The organism is Pseudomonas sp. JDS08PS003 (assembly GCF_045013505.1).
Taxonomy (GTDB): domain Bacteria; phylum Pseudomonadota; class Gammaproteobacteria; order Pseudomonadales; family Pseudomonadaceae; genus Aquipseudomonas; species Aquipseudomonas protegens_B.
The window spans coordinates 174,708-193,299 of the sequence record NZ_CP120724.1 but is presented as its reverse complement, the minus strand read 5'-3'; the positions used below and the strand labels follow the sequence as shown (position 1 = coordinate 193,299).

Annotated in this window: 17 protein-coding genes; 8 read left to right on the top strand and 9 right to left on the bottom strand. The window is 62.2% G+C overall.

Annotated elements, in window-relative coordinates:
* Nucleotides 1-6: 6 nt before the first annotated feature.
* Nucleotides 7-1,791: a KinB sensor domain-containing domain gene (locus P7C00_RS00935; protein WP_346634645.1), complete on the top strand. Its 1,785-nt coding sequence runs from the start codon at nt 7-9 to the stop codon at nt 1,789-1,791.
* A 4-nt stretch (nt 1,792-1,795) separates the two neighbouring features.
* Here P7C00_RS00935 and P7C00_RS00930 read toward each other — a convergent pair whose 3' ends face one another.
* From P7C00_RS00930 to P7C00_RS00900, 7 genes are all read right to left on the bottom strand, one after another.
* Nucleotides 1,796-3,415 carry an EAL domain-containing protein gene (locus tag P7C00_RS00930; protein ID WP_346634805.1) on the bottom strand — a complete coding sequence of 540 codons (1,620 nt, stop codon included), beginning with the start codon at nt 3,413-3,415 and terminating at the stop codon, nt 1,796-1,798.
* A 76-nt stretch (nt 3,416-3,491) separates the two neighbouring features.
* Nucleotides 3,492-4,271, bottom strand: coding sequence for an N-acetylmuramoyl-L-alanine amidase (locus tag P7C00_RS00925; RefSeq protein ID WP_346634646.1), 780 nt, complete (start codon nt 4,269-4,271; stop codon nt 3,492-3,494).
* Between the two features lie 101 nt (nt 4,272-4,372).
* On the bottom strand, nt 4,373-6,628 hold the full coding sequence (locus tag P7C00_RS00920) for a diguanylate cyclase (RefSeq protein WP_404937994.1): 2,256 nt from the start codon (nt 6,626-6,628) through the stop codon (nt 4,373-4,375).
* Nucleotides 6,625-7,503: an endonuclease/exonuclease/phosphatase family protein gene (locus P7C00_RS00915; protein WP_346634648.1), complete on the bottom strand. Its 879-nt coding sequence runs from the start codon at nt 7,501-7,503 to the stop codon at nt 6,625-6,627. The genes P7C00_RS00920 and P7C00_RS00915 overlap by 4 nt, the downstream gene beginning before the upstream one ends.
* Nucleotides 7,504-7,514: 11 nt before the next feature.
* Nucleotides 7,515-8,144: a thiol:disulfide interchange protein DsbA/DsbL gene (locus P7C00_RS00910; protein ID WP_346634649.1), complete on the bottom strand. Its 630-nt coding sequence runs from the start codon at nt 8,142-8,144 to the stop codon at nt 7,515-7,517.
* A 196-nt stretch (nt 8,145-8,340) separates the two neighbouring features.
* A complete protein-coding gene (locus P7C00_RS00905; protein ID WP_346634650.1) occupies nt 8,341-8,946 on the bottom strand; it encodes a c-type cytochrome in 606 nt (201 codons plus the stop codon).
* A 45-nt stretch (nt 8,947-8,991) separates the two neighbouring features.
* Nucleotides 8,992-9,282, bottom strand: coding sequence for a cytochrome c5 family protein (locus tag P7C00_RS00900; RefSeq protein WP_025132045.1), 291 nt, complete (start codon nt 9,280-9,282; stop codon nt 8,992-8,994).
* 191 nt (nt 9,283-9,473) lie between these two features.
* Here P7C00_RS00900 and yihA point away from each other — a divergent pair, with 191 nt between their 5' ends.
* Complete coding sequence (yihA, locus tag P7C00_RS00895; protein WP_123723777.1) at nt 9,474-10,115, top strand: ribosome biogenesis GTP-binding protein YihA/YsxC; 642 nt, start codon at nt 9,474-9,476, stop codon at nt 10,113-10,115.
* 415 nt (nt 10,116-10,530) lie between these two features.
* Here the strand turns inward: yihA and polA are convergent, their stop codons facing one another.
* Nucleotides 10,531-13,323 (bottom strand): DNA polymerase I, encoded by a 2,793-nt coding sequence (gene polA, locus P7C00_RS00890; RefSeq protein ID WP_404937993.1) that lies wholly within the window; start codon nt 13,321-13,323, stop codon nt 10,531-10,533.
* A 74-nt stretch (nt 13,324-13,397) separates the two neighbouring features.
* Here polA and P7C00_RS00885 point away from each other — a divergent pair, with 74 nt between their 5' ends.
* The gene (locus P7C00_RS00885) at nt 13,398-13,685 is read left to right on the top strand and encodes a DUF2782 domain-containing protein (RefSeq protein WP_346634652.1); all 288 of its coding nucleotides are present in this window, start codon (nt 13,398-13,400) and stop codon (nt 13,683-13,685) included.
* Nucleotides 13,686-13,750: 65 nt separating this feature from the next.
* Nucleotides 13,751-14,701, top strand: a complete 951-nt coding sequence (locus P7C00_RS00880) for a homoserine kinase (protein ID WP_346634653.1) — start codon at nt 13,751-13,753, stop codon at nt 14,699-14,701.
* Nucleotides 14,702-14,785: 84 nt separating this feature from the next.
* On the opposite strand, the gene P7C00_RS00875 is transcribed toward P7C00_RS00880, so the two are convergent.
* Nucleotides 14,786-15,715, bottom strand: a complete 930-nt coding sequence (locus P7C00_RS00875; protein WP_346634654.1) for a metal ABC transporter solute-binding protein, Zn/Mn family — start codon at nt 15,713-15,715, stop codon at nt 14,786-14,788.
* A 57-nt stretch (nt 15,716-15,772) separates the two neighbouring features.
* Between P7C00_RS00875 and zur the strand changes: the two genes are divergently transcribed.
* From zur to P7C00_RS00855, 4 genes are read left to right on the top strand one after another with little or no spacing between them, the layout of a single operon-like run.
* Nucleotides 15,773-16,255 carry a zinc uptake transcriptional repressor Zur gene (gene zur, locus P7C00_RS00870; RefSeq protein WP_016963931.1) on the top strand — a complete coding sequence of 161 codons (483 nt, stop codon included), beginning with the start codon at nt 15,773-15,775 and terminating at the stop codon, nt 16,253-16,255.
* Nucleotides 16,255-17,040: a zinc ABC transporter ATP-binding protein ZnuC gene (gene znuC, locus P7C00_RS00865; protein WP_404937992.1), complete on the top strand. Its 786-nt coding sequence runs from the start codon at nt 16,255-16,257 to the stop codon at nt 17,038-17,040. Before zur ends, znuC begins: the two co-directional genes overlap by 1 nt.
* Nucleotides 17,033-17,821 (top strand): zinc ABC transporter permease subunit ZnuB, encoded by a 789-nt coding sequence (znuB, locus tag P7C00_RS00860; RefSeq protein WP_102862489.1) that lies wholly within the window; start codon nt 17,033-17,035, stop codon nt 17,819-17,821. Before znuC ends, znuB begins: the two co-directional genes overlap by 8 nt.
* Nucleotides 17,822-17,858: 37 nt before the next feature.
* Nucleotides 17,859-18,578, top strand: coding sequence for a PA5502 family lipoprotein (locus P7C00_RS00855; protein WP_404937991.1), 720 nt, complete (start codon nt 17,859-17,861; stop codon nt 18,576-18,578).
* Nucleotides 18,579-18,592 lie beyond the last annotated feature (14 nt).

The following is an 18,592-nucleotide window of genomic DNA, read 5'->3' as shown; positions in this document are numbered from 1 at the left end:
CACCCTATGAAGTTAGCGATGAAACTGCGGACCCGGCTGTTTCTGAGCATCTCGGCCCTGATCACCGTGGCCCTACTGGGGCTGGTGCTCGGGCTGGTCAGCGTGATGCAGATGGCCAGTACCCAGGAATCGCTGATCCGCAACAATTTCATCACCCTGGACCTGGGGCTAAAGCTGCGCCAGACCCTGGGTGATCAGTTGATCATCATGCTCAGCAACAAGCCCGACCCCGCGGCCCTGGAAGCCTCGCGGCAGCGCTATCTGGACCTGCTCGACGAGGGCATCGTCCACGAACAGCAGAACCCGTCCGTGGGCGGTTTCAAGCAGGCCCGCAGCGATTACCTGAGCTTCTACCAGGCCTTCGAGCACAGCAACACCGCCGCCAGCCTGAATAACAACGAGGCGCTGACCGAGCGTTTCAATACCTTGCGCAACGGCCTGATCAATGAACACAAGCGCGCCCTGGACAACATCAGCCAGGTCGAGCGCCAGGCCCGGGACCGCGCCTTGCTGGTGGCCGGCTTGCTGGGCCTGGTCGGCCTGGCGGTGCTGATCATCGGCTTCATCACCGCCCATGCCATTGCCCGGCGCTTTGGCGGACCGATCGAAGCCCTGGCCAAGGCCGCGGACAAGATCGGCCAAGGCAATTTCGACGTCACCCTGCCGATCTCGGCAGCAGCGGAAATGAACCTGCTGACCCGACGCTTCGGCATCATGGCCGAAGCCCTGCGCCAGCATCAGGCGACCAATGTCGACGAACTGCTGGCCGGCCAGCAGCGCTTGCAGGCGGTGCTCGACAGCATCGACGACGGCTTGTTGATGATCGACCGCCAAGGCCGCCTGGAACACCTAAACCCCGTGGCCCAGCGGCAGTTGGGCTGGGATCAAGAGCGCCTCGGCCAGGGCCTGGGCAGCGCTCTGCAACGCCCGGAGCTGGATGAACAGCTGCAGCTGGTTCTGCGTGGCGGCACCCTGGAACGAGCCCCGGAAGACCTGAATATCGAGGTCGACGGCGAATCGCGCCTGCTGACCTATAGCCTGACCCCGGTGAGCCACACCCAGGGCCATATTCTCGGCGCGGTGATGGTGCTGCATGACGTCACCGAGCAGCGGGCATTCGAGCGGGTGCGCAGCGAGTTCGTATTGCGCGCCTCCCACGAGCTGCGAACACCTGTTACCGGCATGCACATGGCCTTCGGCCTGCTCCAGGAACGCCTGCACTTCGCCGAAGAGTCCCGGGAAACCGACCTGCTCAATACGGTCAACGAAGAAATGCAGCGGCTGATGCAGCTGATCAACGACCTGTTGAATTTTTCCCGTTATCAGAATGGCCTGCAGAAGCTCACCCTCGCGCCCTGCCCCCTGGAAGAGTTGCTGGAGCAGGCCCAGGGCCGCTTCAACGAACAGGCGCAGCGGCAGGACATCAGCCTGCTGCTGGAGATCCAGGCGCCACTGCCGCGCCTGCACGCCGACCGACCGCAACTGGAACGGGTCCTGGACAATCTGATCGACAACGCCCTGCGCCATACCGCCAGTGGCGGCCAGATCCGCCTGCAGGCGCGACGCCATGGCGAACGGGTGATTGTCAGTGTCGAGGACAATGGCGAGGGCATCGCTTACGGTCAGCAGGGTCGAATCTTCGAACCCTTCGTTCAGGTCGGACGCAAGAAAGGCGGTGCCGGGCTCGGACTGGCCCTGTGCAAGGAAATCGTCCAGCTCCACGGCGGACGCATGGGCGTCTACTCAAGGCCGGGGCAGGGCACCCAGTTCTATCTGGCCCTGCCGCTCTAGAGGTTCACGCCTCATCATCCAGGCGCCGGGCCACCAGACGCCGACCGCGGGTGATCAGCTCGGTGAACTGCAACGCACTCAGGGCGTGGGCAAACAGCCAGCCCTGACCGAAGTTCACCCCCTCGCTGCTAAGCAGCGAGGCCTGGTCCTCGAACTCGATGCCCTCGGCGATCACCTTGAGCTTCAAGGCGTGGGCCATGCGAATGATGTGGGGCGCCACGCCACTGCTGGCAGCATCGTGGCCTAGGGCGTCGATAAAGGCCTTGTCGATCTTCAGGCAATCCACCGGCAGGCTTTGCAGGTAGGCCAGGCTGCAGTAGCCGGTGCCGAAGTCATCGATCAGCACCTGATGCCCGACATCCCGCAGGGCCTGCAGGTTGTCGCGCGCCACCACCACGTCGATCAGGCCGCGCTCGGTCACCTCGAAGGCGATCTGTCGCGCCGCCACCCGATGCAACGCCAGGAGCCGGGCCATGACCAGGCCGATCCGCGGCACCATGACATCGCAGGCCGCCAGGTTGACTGATATGTACAGCTGGGGATTGGCTCGCAGCACGTGTCCCAGTTGCTCCAGCAGGCGTTGCAGGACGAAGTCGGTGATCTGGCGAATCTGTCCGGTGTTCTCCGCCAGGGGGATGAACAGATCGGGGCTGGTCAGAGTGCCGTCCGGACGCCGCCAGCGCAGCAAGGCTTCGGCCCCGACACAGAGCCTGCTGTTGAGGTCGAAGATCGGCTGGTACAGCACCTGCAGCTCACCGCGTCGCAGGGCCCCTTGCAGCTCTGCTCCCAACGACTGGCGCTGCCGCACCAACTGATACACCAGCCCGCCGATAAACAGCGCCATTAGCAGGCTGACCGGCAACAACCACCACCAGCCATCGAGCATTTCCGCCTGCATGCTGGCCCGGGGGCTGATCATCACCAGTTGGTATTCGGGGTTACGGGTCGGCATGCGATAGATCAACAGATCCTGGGTGACCTGCAAGGGACCGTCACGGCCGGCCCGCCAAGGTTCCACCGGTGGCCAGGCCCGAGCCTGACCCAGTACCGGAATCGCCCGAACACCGTGGTCGACCACCACCATAAGGCTGCCACCGGCCGGCAGGTCGACCACGTCGGTCAAGTGCCCACGGGAGGTGGCCACGCGAAAATTGCCTCGTCCCAGCATCAGAGCGGCGAGATTTTCGTTGGGTTGGGTCGAGGTGTTGAGCCAGTAGCTGTAGGTCGGCCCACGGATATCCGGAGCCCTGGGCGAAGGCAGGAGATTCTGCTGCGGCCAGTTTGAGCAGGTCTGGGTGGCATCCATATAGGCCGCTTCATAAATGAAGCGATAGCTGTAGCTAACCTGCTGCAGGGCAGCGATCAGCTCGGCGCTGCACTCGCGCAGCGGCTGGGCCTCCAGTACATCCAGGCCCTCACGCAGTTGCCCGAACAGTTGCTCCAGACGTTCCAGGAAACGCTGGCCCTGGGCGTTCATCTGTTCGCTTTCTCGCTGCTGGACCTGATGCATGGCCACTCCGGCACTGCCCAGCAACAACACCGCCGCGCTCAGCGCAGCCGCCAGCATCGCCAGCAACCAGGGGCGATGGAACCAGGTGCGCAGGGTCTGGCGAGCGGCCGGCATCATGAAAGATCCGAAGGATTACCAATGAGTTATAGCAACTGATTGAGTAATCGGCCCGAACCGTCCGGCGGCGTCATTATTTTGTCTGGTTGAGCACCTGGAGGATGGCTGCGCTTTCTGCGTCCGGGGTGCCGTCGAAACGACCCGGGCGATAGTGCATCTGGAAGGCCGCCAGCACATGGCGGGTAGCCGCATCCAGTTCACCAGTCTGCGGCGTGGCATAGCCCAGGACCGCTAACTGTTGCTGGAACCAGCTGATGCTCGGCAGGCTCGCGGCAAAAAACGCCTGCTGGCGTGCCACAGCCTGAGCGTTTGGCCACAAGCCGAGTCCGGCGTCGGCCAGGCGCTTCCAGGGGAACAGCGGACCCGGGTCCAGCTTGCGCTGGGGAGCAATGTCGCTATGGCCGATGATGTGGCGCGGGGAGATGTTGTTGCGCTTGCTGATGTCCTTGAGCAGCACGATCAGATTCTGGATCTGCGCCTCGCTATAGGGATACCAGAGTCGTCCGCTGGGGCCATCACGAAAGCCCGGGTTGACGATTTCAATGCCGATAGAGCTGGAGTTGAGCCAGGTCCGGCCCTGCCACTGGCTCTCGCCGGCGTGCCAGGCGCGGTATTGCTCGTCCACCAGTTTGTAGACAGTGGCGGACTTGTCGTCGCCGATCAGGTAATGGCTGCTGACCTGACCGTGGGTCAGCAAGGCCAGGGAGCGTTCCAGGGATGCCGAGGTGTAGTGAACGATGATGAACTGGGCGCGCTGGTCGTAGTTGACCGAAGGGTGACTGGTGTCGATGCGCGGACCGCTGGCACAACCGGCGAGGACCAGGAGCGAAAAAGCAAGAGCAAGGAGTTTCATGGCAAAGGGCAATACGCTGATGAAAAGAATGCAACAGTGTAACGTACTGCTCCCAACGCCATGGGCAAAACCGAGGTTTCAGACAGGAATCGGCAAGCGTCTCAGCCTGCCTCTACCCGGTTGCGACCCGCATCCTTGGCCCGGTACAACGCCTGATCGGCTCTTTTTATCACCAGATCGCTGCGATCACCGGCCTTGAAGGCGCTCAGTCCGACGGACACGGTAATGGTCACTGGCTCGCCCTTGAAGTGGAACGGACACGCCTCGACCGCCGCTCGCAGCGCTTCCACTATCCGCGCGCCCGCTGGCAACGGGGTATTGGGCATCAGCAGGACAAACTCCTCGCCGCCGAAACGCGCGATAAAGTCGCTGCCACGCAGGCGCTTGCGCAACACGTTGGCGATGATCTTCAACACCTTGTCCCCGGCCAAATGGCCGTAGTTGTCGTTGATCCGCTTGAAGTGATCGAGATCGAGCATGGCCAGCAGCAGACTATTGCCATGTTGCTGCCATTGGCCGACCTCGTGTTCCAGACGCTCGGTCCAGGCGGCGCGGTTCGGCAGGCCGGTCAGCGGATCGATCAGGGCCTTTTGCCGTTGTTCTTCCAGGTGCTCACGGTAGCCCTGGGCCTCCTGCTCCATGCTCGAAACGCGTTCTGCCAGACTTTGCAGGCGGGCCGCCACTTCCTTCTCACGCTCATCGCGCTGTTTCTGGTGGTGGTCCATGGTACCCAGCAGGCCTTCCAGGTGGCTTTCCAGCACCTGCTTGAGGTCATCCAGGTCTGCCGCCTCCTGCACGCTGCTCTGCAGGCCATCGACCTGCTCACGAATCTGGGAGTCCATGGCCCGTGCCGCCGAGCTGCTGTCGGCGTGGCCATCACTGGCCGCCTGCAGATTGCTCTGGAAGGCCTCGAGGCGCTCGTTAAGCTGTTTGAGGTACGTCTCGAACTCATGCTGGCCCGAATCGGTAATTGCCAGCATCAGCACTGCCAGGTCATCGAGGATTGGCAGCAACTCGTACCAGTTCAGGCCATGTTGCAGACGATCACGCATGGCTTCGGCCTGAGGCCGATGGCGTTCCGGCAGACTCAGGTCATCGAGCAACCCCAGCAGGGTGTGCTCGATATGCTTGGCCACCGAGCTGTAGGAGGGCTCGGGAGAGTCCGGCAGAGCGTAGAGCACATCGTGCTCGGATTGCTCCGGATCGATGGCCGCCAAAGCCTCGGCCATGACCGGCGGCAAGGGCAGGCTGTCGAGCAGCACTGCCGGGGAAACCGCGGGAAGCGGCAGCAACTCATCGGGGTTGAGCGGGACGGGCTCGCTCTGAAGTGCGGCAGGCACTTCTGCCGACGGCTCCGGGGGCGCTAGCGGTAAAGCATCGACAGGTGCAGAAGCAGGAGGCGCGACCTCGACCTCGGTCGGAGCCGGAGCCGGAGCCGGAGCCGGAGCCGGAGCCGGAGCCGGAGCCGGAGCCGGAGAGTCAATCTCGACCTGGGGCACTGGCTCAAGGGGTTTTTCCTGCGCCAGGACTGGCGGCACGAATGCCGTCACCGACGGCGGGACCGGTACGCTGCCGGCTTCGGGCTCAACCTTGGCCGGGGCCTCGGAAACGGGCGGCGCAACGGGAGCTGGCTCGGGCTTGGCCGGTGTCACGGCGACGGTTGCCGGAGGGACCTGGGCGACTTCCGGCAAGTCAGTGGTAGGGGTCTGATAATGCTCGCGAACCACTTCGTCCGCTTCTGCGACCTCTTCAACCTGGGGACGGGAATCCACCGCGGGAACGGGGCCAGGGACCGCAGGCGTAACCGCTTCTGCCTGGGGAACATCGGCGGCGTCACGGGCCCCGAACAGGCGCTGCAGCAGACTCGGGCGACCTGGCTCGGCAGGGGTTTCCAACTGGCTCAGGGCCTTGCCCTGGAGATTGCTCAGCTCACCCAGCAGCAGGGGGATCTCTCGCGCCTGACTGACCCGGCCGTCCAGTTGCTTGGCGAAGGCCTTCAACGGGCGACTGACTTCCCGGGGCAGGGGCAGGGATTGCAATTGAGTGACCAGTGCCGTCAAGGCGCTGCTCATCTGGTCGACCCGGGTTTCACGCCGCTGCTCGGAGTCCAGCACGGCTTTTTCCAGGCGGGGCAGCAGCGCCGCAAGCCCAGCATCCATGTCATCGGTGCGCACGACCTCGCGCATCTCCTTCATGCACTGGTCGACCGCGCGATCGGTGCCCTCCGCCGCCAGGGTGCTACGCACCAGGCCACGACGCAGCAAGTCCAGGCGAGCGGCCCAACGGCGCTCAAGCTTTTCCTGCTGTTCGATGCTTTTGAGGTATTTCTCTTTCCAGCGTTGGGCGTCGTCGCTCATTCATCGGTTCCGCGAGGTGCAGGACTCAACGCGGGCAATGCATCGGCCGTGAGCGAACCCGGCAGACGAATCTCTACCGCGACCGGCAGGTGATCGGATATGGGTTGGGCCAGGACTTCGACTCGCTCCAGGGTCAGGCTGGGGCTGAGCAGGATATGGTCCAGGCAGCGTTGCGGACGCCAGCTGGGGAAGGTCGCCTGCAGTTGCGGCGCCAACAGGCTGAGGTCACGTAAAGGGGAGTGCTCCAGCAGATCGCTGGCGTGGGTGTTCATGTCTCCCATCAGCACTTGATGCTTGTAGCCACCGATCAACTCGCGGATGTAAGCCAGTTGCCGGGTTCGGGCCCGGGCGCCAAGCGCCAGGTGCATCATCACCACCACCAGCGCCTCGGGGCCTTCGCCAAATCGCACGAGGATTGCGCCGCGCCCCTTGGGGCCGGGCAATGGATGGTCTTCGATGGCCCAGGGGCGCAAGCGACTGAGCACACCATTGCTGTGCTGAGCCAGGCGTCCCAGATTGCGATTGAGCTGTTGGTACCAGTAAGGGAAGGCGCCCAATTGGGCCAGGTGTTCCACCTGATTGACGTAGCCTGAACGCAGGCTGCCACCATCGGCTTCCTGCAGGGCTACTAGATCGAAGTCCCCCAGCAGATTGCCGATTTTCTGCAGGTTGTCCGCACGCCCGTTATGGGGCAGCAGATGCTGCCAGCCACGGGTCAGGTAATGGCGATAACGCTCGGTGCTGATGCCGACCTGAATATTGAAACTGAGCAAGCGCAGGCGACTGTCCGCCGGCAGGCCGGTCGACGCCAAATGGTGCTCGTTGACCTGCGGATCATGCAGGCCAACGATGCGTTCCGAGCCCCAGCGCGGCATGGCGGCGGCGCTTACTTGGCTGCGCGCTCTTTGGCGATCAACTGGTCGGCGACGCTCAGCGCGCCTTCAGGACCACCGGCGGTACCCAGGTCGAAACGGTACTTGCCGTTGACCACCATGGTCGGTACGCCAGTGATCTGATAGGCCTGAGCCTTCTTCTTGGCATCTTCGACCTTGCCTTTGACGGCGAAGGAGTTGTAGGTGCTCAGGAACTTGTCCTTGTCGACGCCTTCGGCCACCAGGAATTCGGCCATCTCTTCTGGAGTGGCGAGTTTCTTGCCGCTATGGATGGCTTCGAATACGGCCTTGTGAACCTTGTGCTCTACGCCCATGGCTTCCAGGGTGATGAACAGTTGGCCATGAACGTTCCAGATACCGCCGAACATCGCCGGGATACGCACAAAGTTGACATCGCTAGGGAGTTTTTCAACCCAGGGATTGATGGTCGGCTCAAAGGCGTAGCAGTGCGGGCAGCCATACCAGAACAGCTCCACCACCTCGATCTTGCCAGGCACGGCAACCGGAACGGCGCTGCTCAACTCGACATATGTTTTACCGGCTTCAAGCGGTTCGGCGGCTTGAGCGGTCACGCCAAACAGGCTGGCGGTGACGAGAGCGGCGCTGAGAATCAGATTACGCATGCTTTACTCCTGGACAATTTTGGCGCCTCGCGCGACCTGAATTCAGACAGATCATGGCGGGCTTGAGTTCGCTAGTGTAGCGGCAGACGCCATAAAAAAGGGCGGCCTGAGCCACCCTTTATGCTTGCACCGTCAGATTAATCGATCATTAACGTTGCCGCGGCTCAACACCCTCGGCAGCTTGATCGAGCTGGCCTTAGTGCAGGCCCTGAATATAGCTGGACACCGCCTCGATGTCTTTGTTGCTCAGCTTGCCGGCGATGCTGCGCATGACCATGGTATCGCCGTCGTTGGTGCGGTTGCCTTCGCGGAAGTCGGTCAACTGTTTGGCCACATATTGTGCGTGCTGCCCACCCAGGTGAGGGAAGCCGGCCGCTGCGTTACCCGCGCCATTTGGCGAGTGGCAGCCGGTGCAGGCAGGCATGCCCTGGTCCAGTTTGCCGCCACGGAAGAGTTCTTCACCACGGGCCACGACTTTAGGATCGGCGGCGCCGACGCTGCCTTTCTGGCTGGCGAAGTAGGCGGCGATGTCAGCCAGGTCCTGATCGCTCAGATTGGTCAGCAGACCGGTCATTTCCAGCACTTGCCGCTTGCCGGACTTGATATCGTGCAACTGCTTGTCCAGGTACTTTTCCCCCTGACCCGCCAGCTTGGGAAAGTTTGGCGCCATGCTGTTCCCATCAGGGCCGTGGCAAGCGCCACATACTGCGGCTTTCGCCTGACCGGCAGCAGCGTCGCCTGCGGCATGGGCGACACCTGTGATGCCCAAGGTCAACAGCAGACTCACGAGTAATTTGTTCATCAGCTAATCCAACTACGGCTAAGGGTTAAGAGTTATGGACCGGGATCACTCGCTCATCCAATGGATGATGACTCGGTAATCCTCGGCACTGCAGTCCATGCACAAACCACGCGGCGGCATCGCCTTGAAACCCTGGGTCACGTGTTGCACCAGCGTCTCCATACCTTGCGCCAACCTCGGCGCCCAAGCTTCCTGGTCGCCCTTGCGGGGCGCCGTGGGTAGTTGGCCGGAATGACAAGCCCCACAAACACGGTTGTACACAGCTTCCGGATCCTGTGTAGCCTGAGCGCTGTAAAGCGGCATCAAGACACCGGCAGCTAGCAGCCATTTCGTCATAAAACGACCTTTTCAGGGTTGAGAGCGTGCTGCGTTCTAATGCGCATTCAAGGTTTATCGCTCTCGTGAACTTCATCCTACGCTGGGACAAAGCGCACACAAAATCTGCGGCATTATATACTGGCGTTACTGAAACGGAAACGACACCGCTCGCCGCGTCCACTCTCGGCATCGCCCCTATCGGAAATCCCATGCAACTCAAGAACCCCATCCTCGGTCTGTGCCAACAGGCTACGTTCATGCTCAGCGCCGCCAAAGTCGATCAATGCCCTGACGATGACGGCTTTGAAGTGGCCTTTGCCGGGCGCTCCAATGCCGGTAAATCCAGCGCCCTGAACACCCTGACCCACGCCAGCCTGGCCCGTACCTCGAAAACCCCGGGTCGCACGCAGTTGTTGAACTTCTTCAAGCTAGACGACGATCGCCGTCTGGTCGACCTGCCGGGCTACGGTTACGCCAAAGTACCGATCCCGCTGAAGCAGCACTGGCAGCGTCACCTGGAAGCGTACCTGGGGAGTCGCGAGAGCCTCAAAGGCCTGATCCTGATGATGGACATCCGTCATCCGATGACCGACTTCGACTTATTGATGCTGGACTGGGCGGTAGCCAGCGGCATGCCGATGCACATCCTGCTGACCAAGGCCGACAAGCTGACCTACGGCGCGGCCAAGAACACCCTGCTCAAGGTGCAGTCGCAGATCCGCAAGGGCTGGGGCGAAGCGGTCACCATCCAACTGTTCTCGGCCCCCAAGCGCATGGGCCTGGAAGAGGCCTACACCGTGCTGGCAGGCTGGATGGAGCTGGCCGACAAAGGCGCTGAAATCGAGGCCTGAGGGACGTAGGGAAAACTGTCTGGGGGATGATCAGGCAAGGCAAAAGCGCGGTGCGAAAACGGAGTTTACTGGCTGTAAATGAGCATTTCGCGCCGCGCTTTTAACGCCGCATGATCATTTCCCAGGCAATTTTCAGGCAAAAAAAACCCCGGACTTCGTATGGGGAGGGGGAAGTTCGGGGTTCAAGTTCTAGACCGCTAGGGCGGGGTCCAGATATCTGCCAACACTTAACACAACATAGGAGCATCGAAGGGCTTCACCAGCCATTCAGTAACTCTGAGTGGGCTTTCACCGATTTAGTTCCGGCGCGTTGCAAAAACTATTGGCAATAATCGATGAAATTTTCTGTGCTAATAGCCCCTCGCCAGCTTTTACCGCGACACTATGCCGCGGCAAAAACCGCTTAAAAGAGCCCTTAGTGGGCCTCATCCCAGTTATTTCCCACCCCGACTTCAACCAATAACGGCACATCCAGGGTTGCGGCGCCGCTCATGTGCCCGCGAATCTCGTCACGTACTTGGTCCACCAGGTCCTCACGCACCTCCAGCACCAGTTCGTCGTGTACCTGCAGAATGACCCGTGCATCCAGACCCGAGGACTCCAGCCAGTTGTCCACCGCCACCATGGCCTTCTTGATGATATCCGCCGCCGTGCCCTGCATCGGCGCGTTGATCGCGGTGCGCTCGGCTCCGGCACGCTCTTGCGGCTTGTTGGAGTTGATCTCCGGCAGGTACAACCGGCGCCCGAAGATGGTCTCTACATACCCTTGGTCCGCCGCCTGGGCACGGGTGCGGTCCATATATTCGCGAACACCCGGATAGCGGGCGAAATAGGTATCGATGTAGGCCTTGGCCTGCTTGGTATCGACGCCGATATCCTTGCCCAGCTTCTGCGCGCCCATGCCATAGATCAGGCCGAAGTTGATGGCCTTGGCACTGCGACGCTGATCGGACGTAACGTCCTTGAGCTCCACCTTGAACACTTCGGCAGCCGTGGCGGTGTGCACATCCAAGTTGTTGCGGAAGGCATTGAGCAGACCTTCGTCCCGCGACAGGTGCGCCATGATCCGCAACTCGATCTGCGAATAGTCCGCTGCCAGCAGCTTGTAGCCGGCCGGGGCGATAAAGGCCTGGCGAATACGCCGACCTTCCGCGGTGCGCACCGGAATGTTCTGCAGGTTCGGATCGCTGGAGGACAAACGCCCGGTAGACGCCACGGCCTGATGATAGGAGGTGTGGATACGCCCCGTGCGCGGGTTGATCTGCTCCGGCAGGCGATCGGTGTAGGTGCTTTTCAGCTTGCTCATGGAGCGGTACTGCATCAACACCCGAGGCAGCGGATAGTCATCTTCCGCCAGCTTGGCCAGCACCTCTTCAGCGGTGGAAGGTTGACCCTTGGCAGTCTTCTTCAGCACTGGCAGGCCAAGTTTGTCGTAGAGGATCGTCCCCAATTGCTTGGGCGAACCCAGGTTGAACTCCTCACCGGCGATCTCGAAAGCCTCGCGCTCAAGGGCAACCATCTTGTCCCCCAATTCGATGCTCTGAACCCCCAGCAGCTTGTCGTCCACCAGAGCACCCTGACGCTCGATCCGCGCCAGGACCGGCACCAGCGGCATCTCGATATCGGTCAATACGCTGGCCAGGCTCGGAATGGCTGTCAGTTTCTCGAACAGCACCTGATGCAGACGCAAGGTCACATCGGCATCTTCAGCAGCATACGGCCCCGCCTGCTCAAGGGGGATCTGATCGAAAGTCAGCTGTTTGGCGCCCTTGCCGGCGATGTCCTGGAAACTCACGGTGCTGTGGTCCAGGTACTTCTGCGCCAGGCTGTCCATGTCATGGCGAGTGGCGGTGGAGTTGAGCACATAGGATTCGAGCATGGTGTCGAAGGCAATGCCGCGCACGGTGATGCCGCTGGCCTGATCACCACCTATGGCGCAATTGGCCAGGATGTTCATGTCGAACTTGGCGTGCTGACCGACCTTGAGCAGTTTGGGATCTTCCAGCAACGGCTTCAAAGCCAGCAGCACAGTGTCGCGATCCAGCTGCTCCGGAACACCCATATAGGAGTGGGTCAACGGAACGTAGGCCGCTTCCCCGGCCTTGACCGAGAAGGACAGCCCCACCAGTTGCGCCTGCTGTGCATCGATACCGGTGGTCTCAGTATCGAACGCCATCAGCTTGGCGTTTTTCAGTTTCTCCAGCCAGACCGCAAAACGCTCCTGGTCGAGGATGGTTTCGTACTGCAACTCAAGTGGCGCCTGCTCCGCTGCTGCCGGTTGCTCTGCCACCGTCTCAGGCGCCTCGGCAGCGCTGAGCTCGACGCGCTTGGCGTCACGCTGCAAATCATCGAGCCAGCTCTTGAATTCCAGCAGGCTGTAGAGCTCCGCCAGTTTCTCGCGGTCGGGCTCGCGCAGGTGCAGGTCATCCAGCCCCACATCCAGGGCCACATCCACCTTGATGGTCGCCAACTGATAGGAGAGAAAGGCCATCTCCTTGTGCTCTTCAAGCTTGGCCGGCAAGGTCTTGGCGCCGCGAATCGGCAGGGTCGGCACGATATCGAGCTGCTCGTAGAGCTCCTTCAGGCCGCCATTGACCCCAACCAGCAGCCCGGAAGCAGTCTTCGGACCAATACCCGGTACGCCCGGAATGTTGTCGGAAGAATCGCCCATCAGTGCCAGGTAATCGATGATCTGCTCGGGAGCGACGCCGAATTTCTCCTTCACGCCCTCCACATCCATGCTGCTACCGGACATGGTGTTGACCAAGGTAATGTGCCCGTCGACCAACTGGGCCATGTCCTTGTCACCGGTGGAAATCACCACCGGGCGATCCGCCGCCGCGCTGCTGCGGGCCAGGGTGCCGATCACGTCATCGGCCTCGACCCCTTCCACACACAGCAGCGGGAAGCCCAGGGCGATCACACTGGCGTGCAGCGGCTCGATCTGCACCCGCATATCGTCGGGCATGCTCGGGCGGTTGGCCTTGTATTCGGCGTACATGTCATCGCGGAAGGTCCCGCCCTTGGCATCGAAGACCACCGCGAACGGGCTGTCCGGATACTGCTTGCGCAGGCTCTTGAGCATGTTCAACACGCCCTTGACCGCGCCAGTAGGCAGGCCTTTGGAGGTGGTCAGAGGTGGCAACGCGTGAAACGCGCGGTACAGATATGAAGAACCGTCCACCAGGACGAGGGGGGCTTGGCTCATGAGCGCGATCAACCTTTTCGGCGGGTCCGGCGCTAGAATAGCGGGACCGTTGACGACAAAGGGACAAGGTTATCATGCGCACACTAAATCGCTTGCTGCTGACCGGCTTGATTGCAATCGCTCCATTGGCCGCGATCGCCGCAGAAGATGCGCCATCCGCGGACCCGGAAGTGACCATTCGCACGGAAGGCGACAAGACCATCCAGGAATACCGGCAAAATGGCTTTCTGTACGCCATCAAGGTCACGCCCAAGGGTGGTAAACCCTACTTCCTGGTGCGCGCCGATGGCTCCGACGGCAACTTCATCCGTTCGGATCAGCCGGATATGCTGATCCCTTCGTGGAAAATCTTTGAGTGGTAAACCACTCCGACTTCAACTCAATGGCGCTGGCTGGATAGCGGCGCCCGTACTGGCAGTTTTTAACCATGTCTGTGTTCACCCCCCTGGCTCGGCCCGAGCTGGAAACCTTTCTCGCCCCTTATGGGCTCGGCCGCCTGCTTGACTTCCAGGGGATCGCCGCTGGTAGCGAAAACACCAACTTCTTCATCAGCCTGGAACAGGGCGAGTTCGTCCTGACCCTGGTGGAGCGCGGCCCGGTCCAGGAAATGCCATTCTTCATCGAACTGCTGGACGTACTGCACCAGGCCGACCTGCCGGTGCCTTATGCACTGCGCACCACAGACGGCGTGGCCCTGCGGGAACTGGCAGGCAAGCCGGCGCTGCTGCAACCGCGCCTGGCGGGCAAGCACATCAAGCAAGCCAACGCCCAGCATTGTGCTCAGGTGGGTGAGTTGCTCGGGCATCTGCACGTGGCGACCAAGGACAACATGATCAAACGCAAGACCGATCGTGGCCTGGACTGGATGCAGGAAGAGGGCACCCAGCTGCTGTCGCACCTCGATGCTCGCGCTCAGAACCTGCTGCAGCGGGCGCTGGATGAAATCACCGAGCAGAAGATCAGGATCCTCGCCCTGCCTAGGGCCAACATCCACGCCGATCTGTTTCGCGACAACGCGATGTTCGAAGGTACCCACCTGACCGGCCTGATCGATTTCTACAACGCTTGCTCGGGGCCGATGCTCTACGACGTGGCCATTGCCTTGAACGACTGGTGCTCCGACGCCGAAGGCGTGATCGACGGCTCGCGGGCCCGGGCCCTATTGGGCGCCTATGCGGCACTGCGGCCATTCACTGCCGCCGAGGCAGAACTCTGGCCGACCATGCTGCGGGTGGCCTGCGTGCGCTTCTGGCTGTCACGGCTGATTGCCGCCGAAAGTTTCGCCGGGCAGGACGTACTGATTCACGATCCGATGGAGTTCCAGCAGCGCCTGGCACAGCGGCAACAGGTCAGCCTCACGCTGCCGTTCGCCCTGTAAACCCTTCGCGGGCAAGCCCGCTCCTACAGAGCGAACCTGTAGGAGCGGGCTTGCCCGCGAAAAACACCCCGCAACAATCCCTGCTTAAAGCTGCTCCAGACAGCCCGCCAGATCGTTCCCCAATTTCTCCAGCACCTGCTCATAGCCCTGAGCGGTCGCGGGCGTATACCCGCCCAGCGCGTCGAGCTCAGCCAGCGTCACCGGCAAGCCGGCCACCAACGTCTCGGCCAGCCGTGGACGCAGAGGTGGCTCGCTGAACACACAGGTCTTGCCCACCTGCTGCAAACGCGCGCGCATGGCCGCCACGTGCTGCGCGCCCGGCTGCACTTCCGCAGCAACGCTGAACACCCCGGTGTGCTTGAGGCCATAAGCGTCCTCGAAGTAATCGAACGCCTCGTGGAACACGAAGTAGGGCTTGCCGGCGATCCCCGCCAGGCGAGCCTTCAAGCGAGTATCCAGGGCATCCAGACGCTCAGTGAACGCTTTCAGGTTGCTCTGGTAACGGGCAGCGTTGGCCGGGTCGGCAGCACTCAAGTCCGCAGCGATACGCGTCGCGATCACCCGGGCATTCAACGGCGACAGCCACAGGTGGGCATCCAGGGTCCCCGGGCGATGATCGTGATCATGTTCGTCGGCTTCTTCGGAATGCGAGTGGCTATCCTCGGCGAAATGGCGAAGCTTCATGCCCGGTAGATCCTGCACCGCCACCGACGGCAGGCTACGGCCCTTCAATACCCGCGGCAGAAAACCCTCCATGTCCGGGCCGATCCAGTACAGCAGGTCCACACTCTGCACCTTGCGTACGTCCGACGGGCGCAGTGCATAGTTGTGCGGCGAAGCGCCCGGCGGCAGCAGCACCTCGGGAATGGCCACGCCATCCTGCACCGCCGCAGCGATCAGTTGCAGCGGCTTGATACTGGTGAGTACCCGGACTTCGGCCTGGGCCGAGCCGATCGCGAACAAGCTGAAGGTAAAAGCGACAAAAAGGCGAAAAAGTGTGGGCACGATGGACACTCGAAGAGGCGAGAACGGGTAACATAATAACGTCTCTCACAAACCTCGTCGCCGCTCATGCCTAAAACACCCCTTGCCAGCCGTCCACACGACCACTCTCACTGCGTACACAGCGCACTGTCTGAGGCCGACGCCCTGTGCGCACGGCAAGGCCTGCGCCTGACCGCCCTGCGTCGGCGGGTGCTGGAGTTGGTGTGGCAAAGCCACAAGCCCCTGGGGGCTTACGACATTCTCGCCGTACTCAGCGAGCAGGACGGTCGTCGCGCCGCCCCGCCAACGGTTTACCGGGCCCTGGATTTTCTCCTGGAAAACGGCCTGGTACACCGCATCGCCTCGCTTAACGCCTTCGTCGGCTGCAACCACCCGGAACACGCGCACCAGGGTCAGTTCCTGATCTGCCGCGAATGCCACGCCGCCATCGAGCTCGAACAGAAATCCATCAGCGACGCCATCGTCACCAGCGCCCGCGACGTCGGCTTCGTGGTCGAGGGCCAGACCGTCGAAGTGGTCGGGCTCTGCTCGGGCTGCCAGGGGGCTTGATGAGCACTGCGTTGATCCGCCTCGAGCAGGTCGGGGTGACCTTTGCCGGGCAGAACGTGCTGGACAACATCCAGCTCAGCGTCGAGCCCGGGCAGATCGTGACCCTGATCGGCCCCAACGGTGCCGGCAAGACCACCTTGGTGCGTGCCGTACTGGGTCTGCTCAAGCCCGACAGAGGCAGCGTCTGGCGCAAGCCCAAGCTGCGGGTCGGCTACATGCCGCAAAAGCTCCATGTCGACCCGACCCTGCCCCTGTCAGTGCTGCGCTTTCTGCGCCTGGTACCGGGCGTGGATCGCAGCCGAGCCTTGGCTGCCCTCAAGGAAGTCGGCGCCGAGCAGGTGATCGACAGCCCGGTGCAAAGCATTTCCGGCGGCGAAATGCAGCGCGTGCTGCTGGCCCGGGCATTGCTGCGCGAGCCTGAACTGCTGGTACTCGACGAGCCGGTACAAGGTGTTGACGTCGCCGGCCAGGCCGAACTCTACAGCCTGATCACCCGCCTGCGGGACCGTCATGGCTGCGGCGTACTGATGGTCTCCCATGACTTGCATCTGGTGATGAGCACCACTGACCAGGTGGTCTGCCTCAACCGCCACGTCTGCTGCTCCGGCCACCCCGAACAGGTCAGCGGCGATCCCGCCTTCGTCGAGCTGTTCGGCAAGAACGCGCCGAGCCTGGCGATCTACCACCACCATCACGATCACGCCCATGACCTGCATGGCTCGGTGGTCACCCAGCCCGCCGCGGGCCACCCCCATGTCCATGGAGAAAACTGCAAGCATGGCTGATTTTCTGCTCTACGCCCTGCTCGCAGGTTTGGCCCTGGCGGTGGTTGCCGGCCCCTTGGGGTCCTTCGTGGTCTGGCGGCGCATGGCCTACTTTGGCGACACCCTGTCCCATGCTGCGCTCCTGGGGGTCGCCCTGGGTTTTCTGCTGGATGTCAGCCCCGCGGTGGCAGTCACCGTAGGCTGCCTGTTGCTGGCGGTGCTGCTGGTGACCCTGCAACAACGCCAGCCCCTGGCATCCGACACGCTGCTGGGGATTCTTGCTCCCAGCACCCTGTCCCTGGGCCTGGTGGTACTAAGCTTCATGCATGAAGTGCGAATCGACCTCATGGCCTACCTGTTCGGTGACCTGCTGGCGATCAGCCCTGGCGATCTGGCGTGGATTCTCGGCGGCAGCGCAGCGGTGCTGTTGCTGCTGGTGGCACTGTGGCGCCCCTTGCTGGCAATCACCGTGCACGAGGAGCTGGCCAAGGTCGAAGGCCTGCCCGTGGCTTCGCTGCGCCTGGCGCTGATGCTGTTGATCGCTGTAGTGATCGCGGTGGCGATGAAGATTGTCGGGGTATTGCTGATTACCTCGTTGCTGATCATTCCGGCCGCTGCGGCACAGCGTCACGCCCGTTCGCCCGAGCAGATGGCCCTGGGCGCAAGCCTGCTGGGCATGCTCGCGGTGTGCGGCGGGCTGGCGCTGTCCTGGTTCAAGGACACCCCGGCCGGGCCGTCGATCGTGGTCACGGCCGCCGCACTGTTTCTGCTGAGTTTTGTTCTGCCCCGTCGAGGGGTGTAGACTTGCTCGCTTTTTGCGCAAATAGAGAGTCGCAGGAATGAAGCCGTTCGCCTCCCGTTATCTGCTCCTTGTCGCATTCTCCCTGCTGCTGGGGGCCTGCCAAAGCACGCCACCGGCGACCACCGAGGTCCCCGATGCGCGGGCTACGGCCATCGCGCAGCTGGAACAAAACATTGCCAGCAGTGAGCTGGCCACCGCTGAAGACCAACTCAGTGCATTGCAGGCACAAACGCCTGACGACCCACAGTTGGTGCAATACCAGCGGCAGATTGCCGAAGCCTATCTGCAGCGCAGTCAGATCGTCCTGCAAAAGGGTGACGTGAATGCCGCCGCCACTGCCCTGAGTCGCGCCCGGGCGCTGATGCCCAAGGCGCCGGCGCTGACCGGCGGAGTCAACAACGCCATCGCTCATGCACGCAAGGCCGAGCTGGAACAGGCCGAAGCCGCCTTGAAGGCCGCCGAGGCGCGCCCACCGGCCAAGCTGATCGATCCTGCGGCCCCGAGCACCACCATCGCCTTGAACGTCACCGATATCCGCAAGCTGCGTCATCAACTCGATGCCCTGGCCGCCGATGTGGTGAATTATCAGTGCGACGTGAGCATCCAGGTGCCGCGCACCGAGGATTATCCCTGGCTGTCGACCTTGCTCGGCAAGCGGGTGAAGAAGCTCGACCCGGACTTTGAACAGAAGATCAGCCGGCAGATCGTGCGCCACGTGCCGGCGCAGATGGTGCTGACTCCGCGCAAGGCGCAGTAAAACCTTCGCCGGCA

Bases quoted from the DNA above. Each gene is read 5' to 3' on its own strand.
- P7C00_RS00855 (WP_404937991.1), top strand. From the start codon at position 17,859: ATGAAGCCGTTCGCCTCCCGTTATCTGCTCCTTGTCGCATTCTCCCTG.
- yihA (WP_123723777.1), top strand. From the start codon at position 9,474: ATGCAACTCAAGAACCCCATCCTCGGTCTGTGCCAACAGGCTACGTTC.
- zur (WP_016963931.1), top strand. From the start codon at position 15,773: ATGCCTAAAACACCCCTTGCCAGCCGTCCACACGACCACTCTCACTGC.
- P7C00_RS00930 (WP_346634805.1), bottom strand. From the start codon at position 3,415: ATGCCGGCCGCTCGCCAGACCCTGCGCACCTGGTTCCATCGCCCCTGG.
- P7C00_RS00900 (WP_025132045.1), bottom strand. From the start codon at position 9,282: ATGACGAAATGGCTGCTAGCTGCCGGTGTCTTGATGCCGCTTTACAGC.
- P7C00_RS00880 (WP_346634653.1), top strand. From the start codon at position 13,751: ATGTCTGTGTTCACCCCCCTGGCTCGGCCCGAGCTGGAAACCTTTCTC.
- P7C00_RS00885 (WP_346634652.1), top strand. From the start codon at position 13,398: ATGCGCACACTAAATCGCTTGCTGCTGACCGGCTTGATTGCAATCGCT.
- P7C00_RS00905 (WP_346634650.1), bottom strand. From the start codon at position 8,946: ATGAACAAATTACTCGTGAGTCTGCTGTTGACCTTGGGCATCACAGGT.
- P7C00_RS00920 (WP_404937994.1), bottom strand. From the start codon at position 6,628: ATGAGCGACGACGCCCAACGCTGGAAAGAGAAATACCTCAAAAGCATC.
- znuC (WP_404937992.1), top strand. From the start codon at position 16,255: ATGAGCACTGCGTTGATCCGCCTCGAGCAGGTCGGGGTGACCTTTGCC.
- P7C00_RS00915 (WP_346634648.1), bottom strand. From the start codon at position 7,503: ATGCCGCGCTGGGGCTCGGAACGCATCGTTGGCCTGCATGATCCGCAG.
- znuB (WP_102862489.1), top strand. From the start codon at position 17,033: ATGGCTGATTTTCTGCTCTACGCCCTGCTCGCAGGTTTGGCCCTGGCG.
- P7C00_RS00935 (WP_346634645.1), top strand. From the start codon at position 7: ATGAAGTTAGCGATGAAACTGCGGACCCGGCTGTTTCTGAGCATCTCG.
- P7C00_RS00925 (WP_346634646.1), bottom strand. From the start codon at position 4,271: ATGAAACTCCTTGCTCTTGCTTTTTCGCTCCTGGTCCTCGCCGGTTGT.
- P7C00_RS00910 (WP_346634649.1), bottom strand. From the start codon at position 8,144: ATGCGTAATCTGATTCTCAGCGCCGCTCTCGTCACCGCCAGCCTGTTT.
- polA (WP_404937993.1), bottom strand. From the start codon at position 13,323: ATGAGCCAAGCCCCCCTCGTCCTGGTGGACGGTTCTTCATATCTGTAC.